Raw genomic sequence first — 18,020 nt, forward strand, 5'->3', positions numbered from 1 at the left:
CATGAAGAACGTTTCCACCTTGCCTGATACGGCAATCTCGGCCCCAAGGGTGCTGCGCCTGCTCGAAGGACCCCAGACACTGGGCAGTGGACCGGTTTTCTGGAGCGGGTTCGCTGGTGTGGTCGTCCTTGCCTTCGCCTATCCGTTCTTCACCGACGGTTACACGGTCGGCAACACCGTCTACTTTCTCAACTGGACCTTCATGGCGCTGGGCCTCAGCCTGATCTGGGGGTACGGCGGCGCGCTTTCGTTTGGTCAGACCGCTTTCTTCGGCATTGCCGGGTACGGCTACGGCATCCTCACCATCAACGTCGGCGACGCATACGGGTTCACCTTCGCCGCCCTCTTCCTGAGTGTCGGAATTGCGGGGCTGGTTGCGGCCGCGCTCGGCTATTTCCTGTTTTTCGGCCGGATCAGCGGTGTCTTTCTCGGGATCGTTACCCTGTCCGTGACGCTGGTCCTGGAGCGTTTCATGGCGCAGACGGCCGGGCCGGAATGGACCGTCGGCACGGCACGTCTGAACGGCTACAACGGGATGGGCGGAATGCCGCCATTGACCCTCCCCTGGCCGGGTGGCGATATCATCCTGTTTCCCGACCGGCTTCTCTACTGCCTCGTGCTCGCGCTCCTGGTGCTCGTCTATCTGGGGCTCCGCATACTCGTGAACTCCCGCTTCGGAAACGTGCTCGTGGCCATTCGCGAGAACCCCGAGCGGGCCGAGATGCTGGGCTACGACGTGCGCAAATACCAGCTCGGGGCGTTCGTCATCGGTTCGTGCCTGGCCGGACTTTCCGGCGGTCTCTACACGAGCTGGGGGCAGTACATCACGCCATCTTCCATGTCGATTACGTCGGCTGCCTTGCCCGTGATCTGGGTCTCCGTCGGCGGCCGCTCCGACCTGACGGCCACGTTGATCGGCACGCTCGCGGTGATCGCCGGCTTTCAGTGGCTCACGATCTACGGCAGCCAGTACGCGCTCGTGGTGATGGGGCTGCTTCTGGTCGTTACCGTTCTTCTGGCGCCGGATGGCTTCATCGTCACGCTCGCCCGCCATCTGGGGCGTCTTTTTCGAAAGGGGGCGGGCTGATGCCGTTGCTGGAAACACGCGCACTCAACAAGCATTTCGGCGGCCTGCACGTGACCGCGGATGTAGACTTCGCCGTCGCGGAAGGCGAGGTTCACTGCCTGATCGGCCCCAACGGTGCCGGCAAGAGTACGCTGTTCCGGCTCATGCTCGGCGAGCACGCGCCATCGAGCGGCTCCATTCACTTTGCGGGCGAGGACATTACAGGGCTGAAGCCTTTCCAGCGCATCCATCGTGGCATCAGCGTCAAGTTTCAGGTCCCCGGCATCTTCAAGACGTTGTCGGTGCGCCAGAACCTGGAGATCGCGTTGCAACATCACCACGGACGGGAGTCGCTTGACGGCGAAATCGACCGCCTCCTGGCCTTCCTGAAGCTCGAACAAGCGCGCTCGCAGCCCGCCGGCGACCTCAGCCACGGTCAGAAGCAGTGGCTGGAAATCGGTATGGCGGTCAGCCTCAAGCCGCGGCTGCTGCTGCTCGACGAGCCAACCGCCGGCATGTCCGAGGACGAAACCCGCGCGACCGGCGACATGATCTGCCGGCTTAATCGGCAGGGAACGACGGTGCTGGCCGTGGAGCACGATATGACCTTCGTGCGGCAGGTGGCGGATCAAGTCACCGTTCTCCACCAGGGCCGTGTTTTCGCGCAGGGCTCGATGGACGAGATCGTCAGCGACGAACGCGTCACCGCGATCTATCTTGGACAAGGACATGCCCATGCCTCGTGAGGTGCTCCTGAACACCGTCCGCCTCTGGTCGGGCTACGGCGGGAAACCGGTACTGCAGGGCGTCGATATGGAGGTCCGCGAAGGCGAGATCGTCGCCGTGATCGGCCGCAACGGCGTCGGCAAGTCGACACTGATGAAGACCATCACCGGCCTGCTGCCGACGATGGAAGGCGACGTCGTTTTCGCAAGTAAGAGCGTTCGCGCGCTGCCGGCGCACCGGCGCGCCCGTCTCGGGCTCGGCTATGTGCCGCAGGGCAGGGATGTCTTTCCGCGCATGGACGTGGTCGAGAACCTGAAGGTCGGCGAAATGATCCGCGGCGAGCGCCACGTCAAAGCCGATGTCGACGAAGCATATGACGCCGTCTTTGCAACCTTTCCCATCCTCAGGGAACGACGGCGGCAGCGCGCGGGGACCCTGTCGGGCGGGCAGCAGCAGCAGCTCGCCATCGGCCGGGTGCTGGTCGGTGGCCCTAAGATCATTCTGCTCGACGAGCCCTCGGAAGGCATCCAGCCCTCTATCGTTCAGGAGATTGCCCGCTCGATGGTTGCCCTGAACCGGGCAAGCGGCGTCACAGTCGTCCTGGTCGAGCAGAATCTGGACATGATCCAGGCGATGGCCGAGCGCTGCTATGTCATGGACAAGGGCCGGATCGTCGCCGAGATCACGGCCCGCGAGCTCGACGACCGGGAGCGCGTCCGCCAGTACTTGTCGGTCTGACACCCGTGGCGGCGGACACTTCATAACCAAAGGGAGAACCACATGTCCTGGCTGGAAACCTCAATCCTGGCAACGCGCGGCGAAGCCGCCGGCAAGGCGCTTTCAGAGCACACCATCACCGAAGCCGAGCAGGGGACTTACCACTATGTCTACGGTCCCTATGTCGATCCGGTGATCGAGGTCGATCCCGGTGCCGTCGTCACCGTGGAAACCCACGACGCTTTCGAGGGCCGCATAAAGCACGAGACGGACAAGCCGAGCGAGATTCTGAACTTTCCCTACCTCAACCCGCAGAACGGACCGATTTACGTCAACGGAGCGGAAAAGGGCGACTGTCTCGCCGTCTACATCAAGTCGATGGTGCCGCGCGGCCCCCAGCCCGCCGGCACCACCGTCATCATGCCCGATTTCGGCGGGCTGGTTTCCACCGGGGACACCGCGCTCCTGAACCCGCCGCTGCCGGAGCGAGTGCGCAAACTCCACGTTGACCCCGACACTGGGGTGAAATGGAACAGCCGGCTCACCATCCCCTACCAGCCTTTCATCGGCACGATCGGCACGTCACCGGAAATCGAGGCGATCACGTCGCTGCAGCCGGACTATTACGGCGGCAACATGGACCTGCCGGACGTGCGCGTCGGCGCGGTGATCTACCTGCCCGTCAACACAGCCGGCGCGCTTTTATATCTCGGAGACTGCCATGCCGCCCAGGGCGACGGCGAACTGTGCGGTGTGGCCGTCGAGCACCCGACCGTGACGACGATACAGATCGATCTCATCAAGGGCTGGACGCTCAAGTGGCCGCGGTTGGAGACGGAAGACTTCATCATGACGATCGGCTCGGCCAAACCCATGGAGGACGCGGCGCGCATCGCCTATCGGGAACTGGTTCGGTGGATGGCGTCCGACTACGGATTCGAGGAGATCGACGCGTATATGTTTCTCACCCAAACCGGCCGCGTGCGTCTCGGCAACATGGTCGACCCGAAATACACGCTGGGTGCATCGGTGCAGAAGCACTACCTTTGACAGTGGAATGGATTTCGCTGTCGTCCTCGGCGCTTCACCGTTCTAGCGAAAGCCCCGCGTCTTTCCGGTCTCGATCTCTCGCTGGCGCAGGGCCGTGCGGAATGAAACCGGGTACTATCGCGACATCGTCGGGCTATGACAGCCTTGAGTTCATGAAATCACTTTAGAAACAGGCTGTGTTTGCGTCCGTCTACCGGCACGCGCACGCTCGGTCCTGCACACTGCAAAGGTTCGTCGTCCATCACTGCGGACCAGGCATCCGAACCGCGGCGCGTCGCGTTGTCCACGCGGATGTCGTAGCGGGTTGAACCCAGTCGTAGAGTGGCTTCGAAACCCGGCCAAGCCGCCGGGATACACGGGTCGACGATGAGGAATTCACCCTCGCGCCGGATACCCAGAACGCCCTCGATGCCGGAGCGGTACATCCAGGCGGCGGAGCCGGTGTACCAGGTCCATCCGCCCCGACCGACATTTGGTGCGACGGAATAGACGTCCGCGGCAACGACATAGGGTTCGACCTTGTAGCGTTCGATCTCCTCGGGCGTGAGCGCATGGTTGATCGGGTTGAGCAGCGAAAACAAATCGTGTGCCTTGTCGCCTGCACCCGATTTCGCAAGGGCCAGGATCACCCACATGGCCGCATGGCTGTATTGCCCGCCATTCTCGCGCAGGCCCGGCGGATAGCCCTTGATGTAGCCGGGGTCGTGCGGCGTGTTGTCGAAGGGCGGCGTGAACAGAAGCGCCATGCCGTCTTCACGGCGGATGAGATGCTTCTCCAGTGATGCCATCGCCGTTGCCGCCCGCGCCGGGTCCGCGGCGCCCGACAGGACGGCCCAGGACTGGGCTATGGAGTCGATCCGGCACTCCTCGCTCTCCTTCGAGCCAAGCCAGGTTCCGTCGTCGAAGGTCGCGCGTCGATACCATTCACCGTCCCATGCATGCCTCTCAAGCGCCTCGCGCACGGAGGCCGCATGAGCCCGCCAGCGTTCGGCGCGGCTTGGATCACGCCCTTCCGCTAGAGGCGCGAACAGCTCGATCGCCCGCAGCAGCAGCCAGCCGAGCCAGACGCTCTCGCCCTTGCCGCCCTCGCCGACGCGGTTCATGCCGTCGTTCCAGTCGCCCGTGCCCATGAGCGGCAGGCCGAGCTCGCCGGTGAGCTCCAGGCACTGGTCGAGACCACGAGCGCAGTGTTCGAACAGCGAGGCGGATTCGGCCGCTTCCGTGGGATGGAAGAAGGCGTCGTGCTCGCCGGCGTCAAGCGGCGGACCCTCGAGAAACGGGATGATCTCGTCCAAGATCGCCGCATCACCCGTCGCATTCACGTAGGTCGCCGCCGCGAATGCGAGCCAGACCCGGTCGTCCGAAATCCGCGTGCGGACGCCTTGCCCCGACCGAGGCAGCCACCAATGCTGGACATCGCCTTCGACGAACTGCCGGGCGGCCGCGCGCAGGAGATGGCGCCGCGTCTCTTCGGGTTTTGTCAGCGTCAGGGCCATTCCGTCCTGAAGCTGGTCGCGGAAACCGTAGGCGCCACTCGCCTGATAGAAAGCCGAGCGCGCCCAGATGCGGCAGGCGAGCGTCTGGTACAGGAGCCAGCCATTGAGCATGATGTCCGTCGCGCGGTCCGGCGTCTTGACCTGGACCGCCTGCAGAAGGCCGGTCCAGTGATCCGTCACCTCCTGGAGAACGGCATCGAGATCGGTGGTACGATAGCGCGCAATCAGCGCCCGGACCTCCTCCTGCGAGCCGCACTGCCCCAAAAACGAGACGATTTCGACCGTCTCGTCCGCGCCGATCTCGATTGTCTGCTGCAGGGCCGCGCAAGGATCGAGGCCGGCGCCGGTGATCCCCGACAGCGGCATATGACCGGTGAGCGCACGAGGTGCCGACGGGTTGCCGTAGCGGCCAAGGAACTCGGCTCGGTCGGCCGTCCATGCGGTCTGCCGCCCGCCAAGATCGGCAAAGGCAATCCCACCGGAGGAATTGATGCTCCAGGGATTGCGCGCCAGCATCGCGCCGGTGGTCTCGTCGATCTCAGTCACCAGGAAGGGCGCCGTGGCGCTGCGCGAGGTGCCGAGCACCAACTCCGCATAGCTCGTGACCGACAGGCGGCGGGGACGGCCGGAAAGATTTCGAAGGGTCAGGCGCGAGATCTTGATCGGATCGGACAGAGGAACGTATTGCAAGAGATCGAGAGCGATGCCGTTTGCCTCGTGCTCGAAACGGCTGTAGCCGAAACCGTGGCGCGAAACATAGGTGCCGCTATCGCGGATCGGCTGCGCGGTCGGGCTCCATAGATCCAGGGTCTCTTCGTCGCGGATGTAGATCATCTCGCCGCTCGGATCGACCACGGGATCGTTCGACCATGGTGTAAGCTGGTTCTCGCGGCTGTTTTCCGCCCAGGTGTAGCCGCTTCCTTCCGCCGAGACCTGAAAGCCGAAATCTGGGTTGGCGATCACATTGATCCACGGCGCGGGCGTGACGGCGCCGCCCTCGAGGATCGTCACATATTCCCGTCCGTTCTTGTCGAAGCCGCCGAGCCCGTTGAAGAATTCGAGCGGCGGCGCGTGCGGCGCGGAGAGCTGCCGCACAGCCCTTTGTGGGAGGGAGGCTGAGGGGCGATCGACAGATGGGGTTAGCAGACGATCGAGTTGCTCGGCTATCGGTCCGCGACGTGCCGAACATGTGACACGGGCGATCGAATGGAGCCGGTCGCGCGCCTTGGCGCTCATCAGATCCGCGCGAAGTGCGTAGACGGAGCCCTGCGCGAGTTCCGCGCCAAAGCGCGGTCGCGACTGGCTGCTGCGCACAGCCGTTTCGATGCCGACCTGCAGGTCCTGTGTATAGGAGGATGCTCGCTCGTTGACGATTACCAGGTCGACGGCGAGGCTCTTCATCCGCCAGTACTCATGGGCGCGCAGCAACTGCCGAACCTGAGGCATGTCCTGGGGATCGTCAATGGTCAGCAACACGATCGGCAGATCACCGGAAATGCCGAGATGCCAGAGGTCGGATTGCGAACCGGCACCGTGGACGATCTCATCGGAGGGCGCCCGGTAGCGTGGATCGGCGTAGAGGATGGGTGCGGCCAGGCGCTGAAAATCCGCGGCCTCCGCGGCATCGACATCGAGATGGCGGAGCTGGACCTGCCCCTGGGTCCACGCCAATGTTCTGGCACGTTCGAACGCGCTGCGATCGTGGTGTTTGTCGATGAGGTCCATGAGCTCTGCGCGCGACGATGCGACGACGGTCCAGTATGCGATGCGCGCAACCTTGCCAGGTGCGATCTTCACGCGCTGCCGCAGCGAGAATATGGGATCGAGGATCGTACCCACCGTGTTCGAGAGTGGCCCCGCTTCCGCCACCGCCGCTGCCGTGCGTATTGTGCGGCCGCGCCCGATGAAGCGGGCACGGTCGGTCTCGTATTGTGGATCGGCGACTATCTCCCCCTCGACCACGGCGAGATGGGCAGCCCAAACGTGCGGTTCGGCGTGCGAGCGCCGACGGCGCGTTGCAATCAGCGCGCCGAATTCGGCGGCATGCTCGGTCTGCACGAACATCTTGGAGAAGGCGGGGTGTGCCCGGTCGGCGGCGGGTGGCGCCAGGACGATCTCTGCATAAGACGTGATTTCGATCTCGCGCGGCCGCCGCCCGCCATTGCTCAAGCATATGCGCCGGACCTCGCAGTCGTCCTCGCCGGAGACCAGAACATCCATCCGGGTCGTCAGGTTGCCGTGGCGGCAGGTGAACTGGGCGCGATCCTCATCGAACACCACCTCGCGATTCTCCCCCTCGGCACCGAGGGGCTGAGCCCCGGCGGACCAGATATCCCCGCTTTGGACATCGCGCAGGAAAATGAAAGAGCCCCAGTCGTCGCGGGTCGCATCCTCTTGCCAGCGCGTGACGGCGATGTTGCGCCAGCCGCTGTAGCCTGCGCCGGCGGCTGTCAACATCACCGCGTAGCGACCGTTCGACAGCATGTGAGTGACCGGCGGACCGGCCATGGTGGCGGTAACGCGGCGCGAGGTCGGGAATTCGGCATCCGCCGTGGCTGGGGAGACCTTCACCTCCTCGGCCTTCGGATGGCCGGTCACAATGTTGCGGGGCATACGTTCCTGCAACAGGAGTTCGCACGCCTGGATCATCGGCTCACGATGGAAACGGGCACGCATCTCGCCATCGTGCAGCGTATTGGCGATGGCGAGGATCGTCATGCCCTGGTGATGGGCCATGGATGTGCGGACGACCGCCACCATCGTCTTTTCGGGAAGCCGCGAGCGGGTGAAATCGAGCGCTTCGAAAAAGCCGTAGCGGCCACTGGCACCCAACCGCGCGAGGCGGGCGAAGTTATCGCGAGCGCCGTGCGGGTCTATCATCACCGCGAGCCCGGTGGCGTATGGCGCGATTACAATGTTTTCGGAGAGGCCGCGCTTCAGGCCGAGACCCGGAACGCCGAAATTGGAGTATTGATAGGTCAGCTCCATGTCGCGTGCGTTGTAGGCGGACTCGGAGATCCCCCATGGAATGTCGAGCGACCGCGCGTAGGCCTGCTGGCGCTCCACCACCAGCCGGTTGGTCTGTTCGAGCAGGCTGCCGGCAGGCGCGCGCATGACGAGCGACGGCATCAGATATTCGAACATGGAACCTGACCAGGAGATCAGCGCCGACGCGTTTGCGAGCGGTGTTGCCGCCCGTCCCAAGCGAAACCAGTGTCGTGTTTCGACGTCGCCCTTGGCGATGGCGAAGAGGCTCGCGAGCCGGGCTTCCGAAGCGAGCAGATCGTAGCAGCTTGGGTCGAGACTGTCGTCGGCGAGGGAATAGCCGATCGACAACAGTTTGCGTTCGGGATCAAGAAGAAAGGCGAAGTCCATCGCCATCGCCATCTCGCGCGCATCCGCGGCAAGCGCCTGCAGTCGGTCTTTCAAAACGTGGTCAGCGGATCGATCCCGCGCGTGCTCGGCCACGGTCTTCTTGAAGGAATCGATCCAGAAGACGAGATCCGGGGCGCTGTCGTCGATCTCCGTGGGAAGCATATCGCGCGCCGTGGCGGCGGCCTTGTCCGCCAAGCGCGTCAGGACGGGTGATAGCACCTCGAGCGTCTGCGGGCCATTCAACTGAGTTTCGATGTCATCAAACATCAGGGAGAGTTGAGCTATGCGGTGGTCCCCGGAGAAGGCATCGAGCGCTTGACGTGCAAGTTGGATACTGTCCGTCATCCCGAGCCGGGCATTCGGCGCGACGCTCTCGTTCACCCATGCCTCGCATGCGTTGGCGAGTACGATCAGATGTCCGGCGAGGTTGCCGCTGTCGACCGACGAAATGTAGGCGGGTTCGAGGACACGCAGGTCCTGGGTCGCATACCAGTTGAAGAAGTGGCCTTCGTGCCGCGCGAGCTTGCGCATGGTCTGCAACGCAGCCTCCAGCCGCTCCACGGTCTCGACCGTACCCGCCCAGCCGAAGTCGCGGGCGGCAACCGCGGAGACGAGATAGAGCCCGATATTGGTGGGCGACGTCCTGTGCGCCAGGGCGGGCTTCGGATCCTCCTGGAAATTGTCCGGGGGCAGCATGTTGTCCTCGGGCGTCACGAAGGTTTCGAAGAAGCGCCAGGTGCGGCGCGCGATGAGACGCAGTTCGGTCGCATCCGGATCGGAAATCGCAAGGCGCGGTCCGGCCTTCGGCGACCGGCTCGCCCACAAGGCGAGCGCCGGCGCGGTCAGCCACAACAGCGCGAAAGGCAGGACCAGGGGCCAGGACGACGGCGCCAGGCCGATGGCGGCCACGGCCAAGACAAGCCCGAGCAGCGTGCCGAATGCCATGCGGCGATAGAAACCGGCGAAGTTCAGGCGCGGGCTTCCCTTGGATTGCGCGGCTGTCGTCCATTCCAGCAGATGGCGGCGGGACCCGAAGAGGCGCACCAGCGTCCTGATGATGGCATCGACCATTCGCCACGCCTGGTCGGGCAGGAAAACGATGGAAAGGACGCTCTGAACGGCTGCGAGCCGCACGTCAGCGGCGAGCGTTGCAACATGACTGCGCAAGCGAATGCCGGCCCGGTGCGGCACGAGTGTGAATAAAATCGGCAGGAACGCAGGGATCGCGACGGCAACAAGGAGAAGCAAAGTTCCCGTCACCGCGGCTGGCAGCGGCATCAGCCATGTGAGCCCCAGAGCCAGGAGCGTGAACGGCGCCAGCAGTGACCGCCTCAGATTGTCCAGCATCTTCCCACGGCCGACGGAGGGAAGCCCAAGATGTCCGCTGCGCAGTCCCGTTACCCAGGGAAGAAGTTGCCAGTCGCCACGAGTCCAGCGATGCTGGCGTTTGGCGGCAACGTCGTATCGGGACGGAAATTCCTCGATCACCTCGACATCGGAAGCGAGACCGGCGCGGGCGAACACGCCCTCGAAGAGGTCGTGGCTGAGCATGGTGTTCTCCGGCACGCGGCCGGCAAGGGACGCCTCGAAGGCGTCGACATCGTATATGCCCTTGCCGGTATAGGTGCCTTCGCCGAAGAGATCCTGATACACGTCCGATGCGGCAGCCGCGTAGGGGTCGATGCCGCCGGGGGCCGAGAAAACGCGCTGATAGAAGGATCCTTCGCGGCCGACCGGAAGCGAGGGGGTGACACGCGGCTGGAGAACGCCGTAGCCGTCGACGACACGCTGCTCGGCTTCGCTGAAGCGCGGCCGATTGAGCGGATGCGCCATCTTGCCGATCAGGCGGTGCGCCGCATCGCGCGGCAGCCGCGTGTCGGCGTCCAGCGTGATGACGTAGCGCACATCGGCCGGCACCTGCGGCGGCCGTCCGCCTATGGGCATGAAGGTGGTGTCATCGGCGCCGCGCAGGAGCCGGTTGAGTTCGTGCAGCTTTCCGCGCTTGCGTTCCCAGCCCATCCACTTGCCTTCGCCCGCGTTGAAGATGCGGCGCCGATGCAGGAGGAGGAAGCGGTTTCCGCTTGGGGCGGGTTCGTGACGCCGGTTCAATCGAGCGATCGCCTCGGCGGCGCTATCGAGCAGTCGGGCATCTCCCTCCATGACTTCCTGATCCGCATCGAGCCCGTCCGTAAGGAGGGCGAAGACGAGGTCACCGCCGACGCCGGAAAGGTGGTGAACCTCGAGGCGCTCCACTTGCTCCAGAAGGTCCACTTCACTGGTAAGAAGCGTCGGCACGGCGACGAGCGTCCGCATGGATTCCGGAACGCCCTGCTTGAGTGAGAGACCGGGCAGGATCGTCGCGCCGAAACTCCAGGTCATCGCACGGTTGACGAGGGAGGTCGCAACCTCGGTCGCGGGGAGAAATCCGATCAAGGCGAACAGTACGAGCCAGATGGTGTCGAGATCGGAGCGCGAAAGCGCCCACAGGGCGACGGTCAGCACCATCGCCGTGACAAGCAGGATCAACCCGATATAGCCGCCAATGCCAAGTCGCGTGTTGAAGCGGCTGATCCGCAGCCGCGGCGGTGGCCGGAACCGGATCGCGCACTCAAGTGCCGCGCGGCCTTGCGCAATCAGGTGATAGCCCGGGTCGCCGGCACGCTCCGCGCCTGGTGTACCGTCCGCTTCGGCATCTGCTTGGCGCGCGGCGTCAAGCGCAATGTCCGAAACCTCGAGCTCAGAGAGCGAGGAGCCGCGGGCCAGTTGCTCGATCGCGTTCCTGTAAAGGTCGCGGGTCGGAAAATCCATGTCGGCAAAGGCGCTTCCCGCCCGCAGCCGCTCGTCGACCAGGCTCACGCTCTCGAAAAGCTCCGCCCAGTCGATGTCGGAAATCAGCCGGATGCTGGTGATGATGTTGCGCACGGTGACATTGGAGGCGCCCTGCCTTTGCTGGGCGTGCTGCACCACGGCGTCGACCGACACGCCCTGGAGAACAAGGCGCTCCTCCAGCCAACCGAGCGCCGGCGTTGTTTCGGGATCCTGATTCCGCAACTGTTTGGCCAGTTGCGCAGCAAAGAGTTCAGACAACGGCTCCGGTGAGCGCGAGGCGATATCCGTCTCGAGCGCGGTCTTGCCGCAGTTCGATGCAAGAAGCCGCCCGGCAAGCGCCGCCGCATCCGCGCGCGCCGCGCGGCCCACGGTCATCTGATCTGCCAGCCGGCGCAGGTTCTCGATGAGGACAATGCGCAGGGTGATCGCTACTGCCCACAGCTCGCCGATCGTCAGGGGCTGAACCCGCTGATAGGCCACCAGAAACCGCCGCAGCCTCTCTCGATCGAAAAGGCTGTCGGTATGTGCGACAAAGGCCCAGGCGAGCCCGAGAACCCTCGGATAGCCCGCAAGTGGTCCTTCGCTCAGCTTTGGCAACTGGCGATAATAGCCGGGAGGAAGGTCGTTCCTGATCTCGCGAATCTGCTCTTCGACCAGATGATAATTGTCCAGAAGCCATTCAGCGGCAGGGACCACACCCCGGCCGCTCTCCAATTCCGCGGCACTCGCCCGATAGGCGGCGAGCAAAACGGCGGCATTGTCGTTCAGCCTCGTGTGCAGGGGTAGGACGGCTGGAGGCCGGTTGCTCACCGGTTGCGCGACAGCGAGGCTTTCCGCGTGCTGCTCGAGCCGCTCCACGCTGAAAAGCTCCTCCCTCACCGGCGCCACATCGTTCCATGGCGATGATGAGGAGCGAAGCCCCAGAAAATTAAGGATCGATTTCAAGAAGGGCCTTTCCAGCCTGCGCGCTACTCGCGCTGAACAAGCTGATTTGTTGAAACCCCGGCCCTTATTCAGACAGAGGCAGAGTCCTGGCGCGATCGATAATCGCGGCAACTGAGTCCGACCGTCAGTGCCGCCACTCCGTCTGCGGCGGCAGGTCGCCGGCAACGTCCACGTGAGCGGCGTCGCTGGCCTCAGGCAGGTGCTTATCGGAGAAGCGGAGAGTCAGCAGCCGCCCCTTATCGGTCAGGAACTGCAGATCCTCGCGGCCGAATACCTGCCGCAGCGTGTCGGGAAGCATCCGGATTTCGCCGCTGCCGATCACTTCGCCCGGCTTCCGCAGGAAGCCGTCAAAATCATAGTCCGCGCGGCCAAGTGTCTTGTCTCCGCACTTCAGGAGGCCGGTACCGTGGATTCCACCAAGGTGCTGCACGAACGGCTACTCCCCGACAGTCCGGCTTGCGAGCGCATCCGCGTCCAATGCCGCCGCCAGTTCCTCCGGGTCGACCTCCACCGTCTGATGTCGGCTGCTTGTCACGGAAATCGCCGGAGTTTGCAGCGCCGTGGCTGTGCGCCGGTAGGCGAGAAAGGAAAGACCGAAGATTTCTTCCTCGTCGACCAACAGGCGATAGGTTCCTGCCGGCTGCCGAGCGTCAAAGGCGCTCAGCATGAATGGTCGCTTGAACGTGATCTCTGTATGCGTGGTGCGAACGGTCATAGCAGAATCCAATCTTTAACTCCCATCCGGGGTGAGCCAGGGGAGTCCCGGCTTAACGAAAGTCCGCCGCCGTCAGCACATATTCGGTCTTGCGGGCGTTCCTGTAGATTTCCCGAGCGACATCGTGGATCGTGGTGCGCGCTGCATCGAAGGCGGCCAGATAATGCGCTTCGTCGTCGGCTGCGGTGGAGAGCGCGTTGGTCTCGACGGAGAACCGCACCTCGAACATGCCATCATGGCCGATGAAACGGACACGCTCTCTGGTCTCGTCATAGCTGCGGCTTCTATTGGGGAATGTGAGTGTCATGATTGATACCTCATTGGCATTGGGAGGAGAGAAACTGCTGTTCGCCGCCCTGCCGTTTCTGCAAAGGGCGAGCGGCGACAGCGCCGCCTTCATTCACGCAGACGCTGATCTCGCACGCGTCACGGTCCATCGGGCAAGATGGCCGGACTCGACTGCTGCGCAAAATGCTGTTGCTGGCCCGCTGGACCTGAGAGCCGAGTGGCGCCCTCCACCTTCGGTCCTCACTTTGATGTGAGAAGCCACACTCAGGCCGCCAGCGCGACCGCGCAGCCTTCAGCCGCACGGCGGGTGGCGGACGTGTTGCCGGGCATCGTCGCCCAGCCGCCGGCCTCGATGAATTGTCGCTGCCTGTAGGTGCTGTTAAGTGCCTTGAGCTCGACGAGGCGGGCCCTTGAATCGGGGGCCGCGTTGAACCTGTCCACGCATATGAGCGCGGCCAGTTCTCCGCGTGCGACGTCTCCCGCCGTCGATGCCAGCGTGCGCGACGTGCCGCCCGTGACCCAGCCGCCCCAACTGAATCCGACGACCATGGTGGCTACGGCCGTGACGGCGCATGCCCACACGAGTGTCGATTTCGACGGCTGATAGTTGTTCCAGCGTTGGGCGATGGATGTGCTGTTGTTCTGCGTTCCCATGGAATTAATCCTTCCTGGATGTTGCTCCGGCTATGCGCGGTCGTCTCCGACAGGCTTTTCAGGCGCTGCTCAGTAGCCCATCCCGCCCATGCCGTTGGCGCCCGCCATGGCAGGTGCGCCCTTCTGCGGGATCTCGGCGACCATCGCCTCCGTCGTGACAAGAAGCGCTGCGATGGATCCGGCATCCTGCAGGGCCGTGCGAACCACCTTGGCGGGATCGACGATGCCGGCTTCGATCATGTCGACATAAAGTTCGGTTTGTGCGTTGAACCCCGTATTCGGGTCCTTCGCGTCCATCAGCCGGCCGACGACGATCGAGCCTTCGACACCGGAATTGTCGGCGATTTGCCGGACCGGGGCTTCAAGGGCTCTCAGAACGATCGAGATGCCAGCGGACATGTCCGCGTTCGTTCCTTTAAGGCCGGTTAGCGCCGCCTTGGCGCGCAAAAGCGCCACGCCGTCGCCAGGCACGATGCCTTCCTCGACCGCCGCACGGGTGGCATTCAGCGCATCGTCGATGCGGTCTTTCTTTTCCTTGACCTCGGTCTCGGTCGCGCCGCCGACGCGAATAACCGCAACGCCGCCCGCCAGCTTGGCCAGCCGTTCCTGCAGCTTCTCCTTGTCGTAGTCCGAGGTGGTTTCCTCGATCTGCGCCTTGATCTGCTGGATACGGGCCGAAATATCCGCCTTTTCGCCGGCACCGTCGACGACGGTGGTCGTATCCTTCTCGATCAGAACCCGCTTGGCGCGGCCGAGCATATCGAGCGTGACGTTCTCGAGCTTGATGCCGAGATCCTCGGAAACCAGTTGACCGGCCGTCAGCACCGCGATGTCCTCCAGCATGGCCTTGCGGCGATCCCCGAAGCCTGGCGCCTTGACGGCAGCGACCTTCAGGCCGCCGCGCAGCTTGTTGACGACGAGCGTGGCGAGCGCTTCACCCTCCACGTCCTCGGAGATGATCAGGAGCGGCTTGCCCGTCTGGACGACAGCTTCGAGGATCGGCAGCATCGCCTGCAGATTGCCGAGTCTCTTCTCGTGGATGAGGATGTAGGGATCCTCGAGCTCCGCCCGCATCTTCTCGGCGTTGGTGACGAAATAGGGAGAGAGATAGCCGCGGTCGAACTGCATGCCTTCGACAACGTCGAGCTCGGTATCGGCGGCCCGGGCCTCCTCGACCGTGATCACGCCCTCATTGCCGACTTTTTCCATCGCCTTGGCGATCATTTCGCCTATCGAGACATCGCCATTGGCGGCGATCGTGCCGACCTGAGCGATCTCGCCGGAGGATTTGACCTTCTTGGCGCGCGCGGCGATGTCCTTGACGACGGCGTGGACCGCAAGGTCGATGCCGCGCTTCAAGTCCATTGGATTCATGCCGGTCGCCACAAGCCGGGTGCCTTCGCGCAGGATGGACGCGGCAAGTACGGTCGCGGTGGTGGTGCCGTCACCGGCAAGGTCGTTGGTCTTCGAGGCCACTTCGCGCACCATCTGTGCGCCCATGTTCTCGAACTTGTCTTCAAGCTCGATTTCCTTGGCGACGGTGACACCGTCCTTGGTGATGCGCGGCGCGCCATAGGCCTTGTCGATGATGACATTGCGGCCTTTGGGGCCGAGCGTCACCTTGACGGCGTTGTTCAGGAGCTCGACGCCGCGCAGCATCCGCTCGCGCGCATCGATGCCAAACTTGATTTCCTTGGAAGACATGATTTTCTCGATTCGTTCGTTCTTGAAACTGGGCCCGCAGAAATCGCCTGTCAGGCGGCCTTCTCAGCAAGCACCGTCTTTTCGACGATGCCCATAACGTCGGCTTCCTTCATGATCAGCAGATCCTGACCGTCTATGCTGATCTCGGTGCCGGACCATTTGCCGAAGAGAACGGCGTCGCCCGTCTTCACGTCGAGCGGGGTCAGTTTGCCATCTTCGCCGCGAACGCCCGGGCCGACGGCGACCACTTCGCCTTCCTGCGGCTTTTCTTTCGCATTGTCGGGAATAATGATCCCGCCCTTGGATGTATTATTGCCTTCGGCGCGCCGAATGACGACGCGGTCGTGGAGGGGCCGGAATTTCATGAGTGTTCTTTCTGCGGCCGGGTGTAGGGGGCCACGTCCCTTCATATAGGCCTATTGGCAGTCGATTAACAGGAGTGCCAGAAACAATAGTTCAGGGGCGAGGCTCTTCTGATGACGGTCCCGATAACCAGGTTTCTTGGTCGCAGCCTTGTTTTGGACGCCGGACATGCCTATGTAGGGGCGGATCGATCTTGTTTGATGAACTTTGTTATGCGCCACAGCGCTCTGACGATCTTCCCTCTCAAATTCGACCTTGACCGCTTCTCGCGTCATGCGCGGCAAGCATATTCATAATGACTGATTGAAAGGAAATCGTCATGACCGTTGGAACCGTAAAGTTCTTCAATGCTACCAAAGGCTTCGGCTTCATCCAGCCCGATGATGGCGCTGCGGACGTTTTCGTCCACATCTCTGCCGTCGAGCGTGCTGGCATGCGCACCATCGTGGAAGGCCAGAAGCTGAGCTTCGATGTTGTCAAGGACAACCGTTCGGGCAAGAGTGCTGCGGAAAACCTGCAGGCCGCGTAAACTTCGTCTTCGAGACGTGACCACGGATGGACTGGCACGGATCGTCGAGACGAGGAGGAGGTCGGGCTTCTGCCCGGCCTTTTTGCTTTCAGGCCAATCCGTGAGGAGAGCAATGATATGACAGACACCATCACGAGAAACAATCTGTTTCGGCCCGTGCCATCGAAGGCGCAGAGCAAAGCGGATCTGACTGACAGTACGGCGCGCGCGCTCATCAAGGCGGAAGCCGACAGCCGACAAGCCAAGAGCCAAAGACTGAGGCAGGCGCGTCTGGAAATGGAGGCGCGGCAACCTAAACCCGCGCCGACCAAGGCTCGCGCTGCAAAGAAAGCGAAGGGAGTTGCTTCCCGCCGTGCAGTCTGAGTATCCGAAACGACGTGACCATCACCACGCGTCCCGCTGGGCGCAAATGTTAAGTTGGATAGCTTGTGAAAAGTAACTTCGCCGCTGACGACCCCGCTCAGAGGAAGGAGCGCTCCTGGACTGCGGTTCTCGCCCAGTACAAGCAGCCGCACCCGGCCCGCAGCACGCTCGAGATAGCCGTCACGGCCCTGCCTTTTGTCGCGTTGTGGGCCTTGTCGGCGGCCGCCGCCGTGTACGGCCACTGGTGGGGCCTCCTGCTGACGATCCCCGCAGCCGGCTTTCTGGTCCGCCTTTTCATCCTGCAGCATGATTGCGGGCACGGGGCCTTGTTCGCCCACCGCTCCGCCAACGACTGGACGGGCCGGGTCATCGGCGTCTTCACCCTCACGCCCTATGACTATTGGCGTCGCACCCATGCCGTCCATCATGCGACGGCAGGCAATCTCGACAAGCGCGGAATCGGCGACGTCAATACCCTCACGGTGGGGGAGTATCATGCATTGCCCTGGTGGGGCCGCCTGCGCTATCGGCTCTATCGCCATCCCTTGGTAATGTTCGGTTTCGGCCCTGCCTGGCTGTTCATCTGCCAGTATCGGCTGCCCCTCGGCCTTATGCGCGCCGGCGTGCAGCCCTGGACCTCGACGATCGTCACCAATCTCGGCATCGCCCTTCCGGTCGCGAGCCTGATGTGGCTGATGGGGGTCGGTCCCTTTCTCATGGTGCAGGTGCCGATCACCCTCATGGCGGCGACGGCGGGCGTGTGGCTTTTCTATGTTCAGCATCAGTTCGAGGAGACGCACTGGTCCGAGGACGACGACTGGAGCTTCCAGCACGCCGCTCTGCACGGCAGCTCGCATTACGATCTTCCCTTTCCACTGCGCTGGATCACCGGGAATATCGGCATCCACCATGTGCACCACTTGTCGGCCAAGGTGCCGTTTTATCGTCTGCCGGAAGTGCTGCGGGACCATCCCGATCTGCGCGACATAGGCCGCATTACCCTTCTGCAGAGCCTGAGATGCGTCAAACTCGTGCTGTGGGACGATAGTGCCAAACGCCTTGTCTCTTTTCGCGAGGCAAGGGCGGCTTGAGTGCAGTGAACGCGGCATGATCTTGCGTCGTCCATTGACCGTGAGCACCTGTCGCGGAGGACGCAGAGACATCGGCTTTGCGGAGGTGGCGCGTGACGACATGGCTGCA

14 protein-coding genes are annotated in these 18,020 nt (G+C 63.3%); 7 read left to right on the plus strand and 7 right to left on the minus strand.

Translation table 11 applies throughout. The features are described 5' to 3' along the window. The first annotated feature begins 1 nt into the window (after window position 1). From ACFP9U_RS08300 to ACFP9U_RS08315, 4 genes are read left to right on the plus strand one after another with little or no spacing between them, the layout of a single operon-like run. Window positions 2–1,087, plus strand: coding sequence for a branched-chain amino acid ABC transporter permease (locus ACFP9U_RS08300; RefSeq protein WP_378620509.1), 1,086 nt, complete (start codon window positions 2–4; stop codon window positions 1,085–1,087). Continuing rightward, window positions 1,087–1,812: an ABC transporter ATP-binding protein gene (locus ACFP9U_RS08305; RefSeq protein ID WP_378620511.1), complete on the plus strand. Its 726-nt coding sequence runs from the start codon at window positions 1,087–1,089 to the stop codon at window positions 1,810–1,812. Before ACFP9U_RS08300 ends, ACFP9U_RS08305 begins: the two co-directional genes overlap by 1 nt. Next, entirely contained in the window at window positions 1,802–2,530 is a 729-nt protein-coding gene (locus tag ACFP9U_RS08310) for an ABC transporter ATP-binding protein (RefSeq protein ID WP_378620533.1), read from the plus strand. The genes ACFP9U_RS08305 and ACFP9U_RS08310 overlap by 11 nt, the downstream gene beginning before the upstream one ends. A gap of 42 nt (window positions 2,531–2,572) precedes the next feature. Next, window positions 2,573–3,559: an acetamidase/formamidase family protein gene (locus ACFP9U_RS08315; RefSeq protein WP_378620513.1), complete on the plus strand. Its 987-nt coding sequence runs from the start codon at window positions 2,573–2,575 to the stop codon at window positions 3,557–3,559. Between the two features lie 158 nt (window positions 3,560–3,717). Here ACFP9U_RS08315 and ACFP9U_RS08320 read toward each other — a convergent pair whose 3' ends face one another. From ACFP9U_RS08320 to ACFP9U_RS08350, 7 genes are all read right to left on the minus strand, one after another. Next, entirely contained in the window at window positions 3,718–12,204 is an 8,487-nt protein-coding gene (locus ACFP9U_RS08320; RefSeq protein WP_378620515.1) for a GH36-type glycosyl hydrolase domain-containing protein, read from the minus strand. Window positions 12,205–12,328: 124 nt separating this feature from the next. Next, a complete protein-coding gene (locus tag ACFP9U_RS08325) occupies window positions 12,329–12,634 on the minus strand; it encodes a hypothetical protein (RefSeq protein WP_378620516.1) in 306 nt (101 codons plus the stop codon). Between the two features lie 6 nt (window positions 12,635–12,640). Next, window positions 12,641–12,919, minus strand: a complete 279-nt coding sequence (locus tag ACFP9U_RS08330) for a hypothetical protein (RefSeq protein ID WP_378620518.1) — start codon at window positions 12,917–12,919, stop codon at window positions 12,641–12,643. A 52-nt stretch (window positions 12,920–12,971) separates the two neighbouring features. Next, window positions 12,972–13,226: a DUF1488 domain-containing protein gene (locus ACFP9U_RS08335; RefSeq protein WP_378620520.1), complete on the minus strand. Its 255-nt coding sequence runs from the start codon at window positions 13,224–13,226 to the stop codon at window positions 12,972–12,974. A gap of 245 nt (window positions 13,227–13,471) precedes the next feature. Continuing rightward, window positions 13,472–13,861 (minus strand): hypothetical protein, encoded by a 390-nt coding sequence (locus tag ACFP9U_RS08340; RefSeq protein ID WP_378620521.1) that lies wholly within the window; start codon window positions 13,859–13,861, stop codon window positions 13,472–13,474. Window positions 13,862–13,930: 69 nt separating this feature from the next. Next, entirely contained in the window at window positions 13,931–15,565 is a 1,635-nt protein-coding gene (gene groL / locus ACFP9U_RS08345; RefSeq protein WP_378620524.1) for a chaperonin GroEL, read from the minus strand. A gap of 50 nt (window positions 15,566–15,615) precedes the next feature. Continuing rightward, entirely contained in the window at window positions 15,616–15,930 is a 315-nt protein-coding gene (locus tag ACFP9U_RS08350) for a co-chaperone GroES (RefSeq protein ID WP_378620526.1), read from the minus strand. Window positions 15,931–16,247: 317 nt separating this feature from the next. On the opposite strand from ACFP9U_RS08350, the gene ACFP9U_RS08355 reads away from it, so the two are divergent. The 3 genes from ACFP9U_RS08355 to ACFP9U_RS08365 all read left to right on the plus strand — a co-directional run bounded on the left by ACFP9U_RS08355 (window position 16,248) and on the right by ACFP9U_RS08365 (window position 17,911). After that, complete coding sequence (locus tag ACFP9U_RS08355) at window positions 16,248–16,457, plus strand: cold-shock protein (protein ID WP_322451346.1); 210 nt, start codon at window positions 16,248–16,250, stop codon at window positions 16,455–16,457. A gap of 117 nt (window positions 16,458–16,574) precedes the next feature. Then, window positions 16,575–16,820, plus strand: a complete 246-nt coding sequence (locus ACFP9U_RS08360) for a hypothetical protein (protein WP_378620528.1) — start codon at window positions 16,575–16,577, stop codon at window positions 16,818–16,820. A gap of 65 nt (window positions 16,821–16,885) precedes the next feature. Beyond that, a complete protein-coding gene (locus ACFP9U_RS08365; RefSeq protein ID WP_378620531.1) occupies window positions 16,886–17,911 on the plus strand; it encodes a fatty acid desaturase in 1,026 nt (341 codons plus the stop codon). The last annotated feature ends 109 nt before the right edge of the window (window positions 17,912–18,020 follow it).

Source organism: Nitratireductor sp. GCM10026969 (assembly GCF_042660605.1).
GTDB lineage: Bacteria > Pseudomonadota > Alphaproteobacteria > Rhizobiales > Rhizobiaceae > Chelativorans.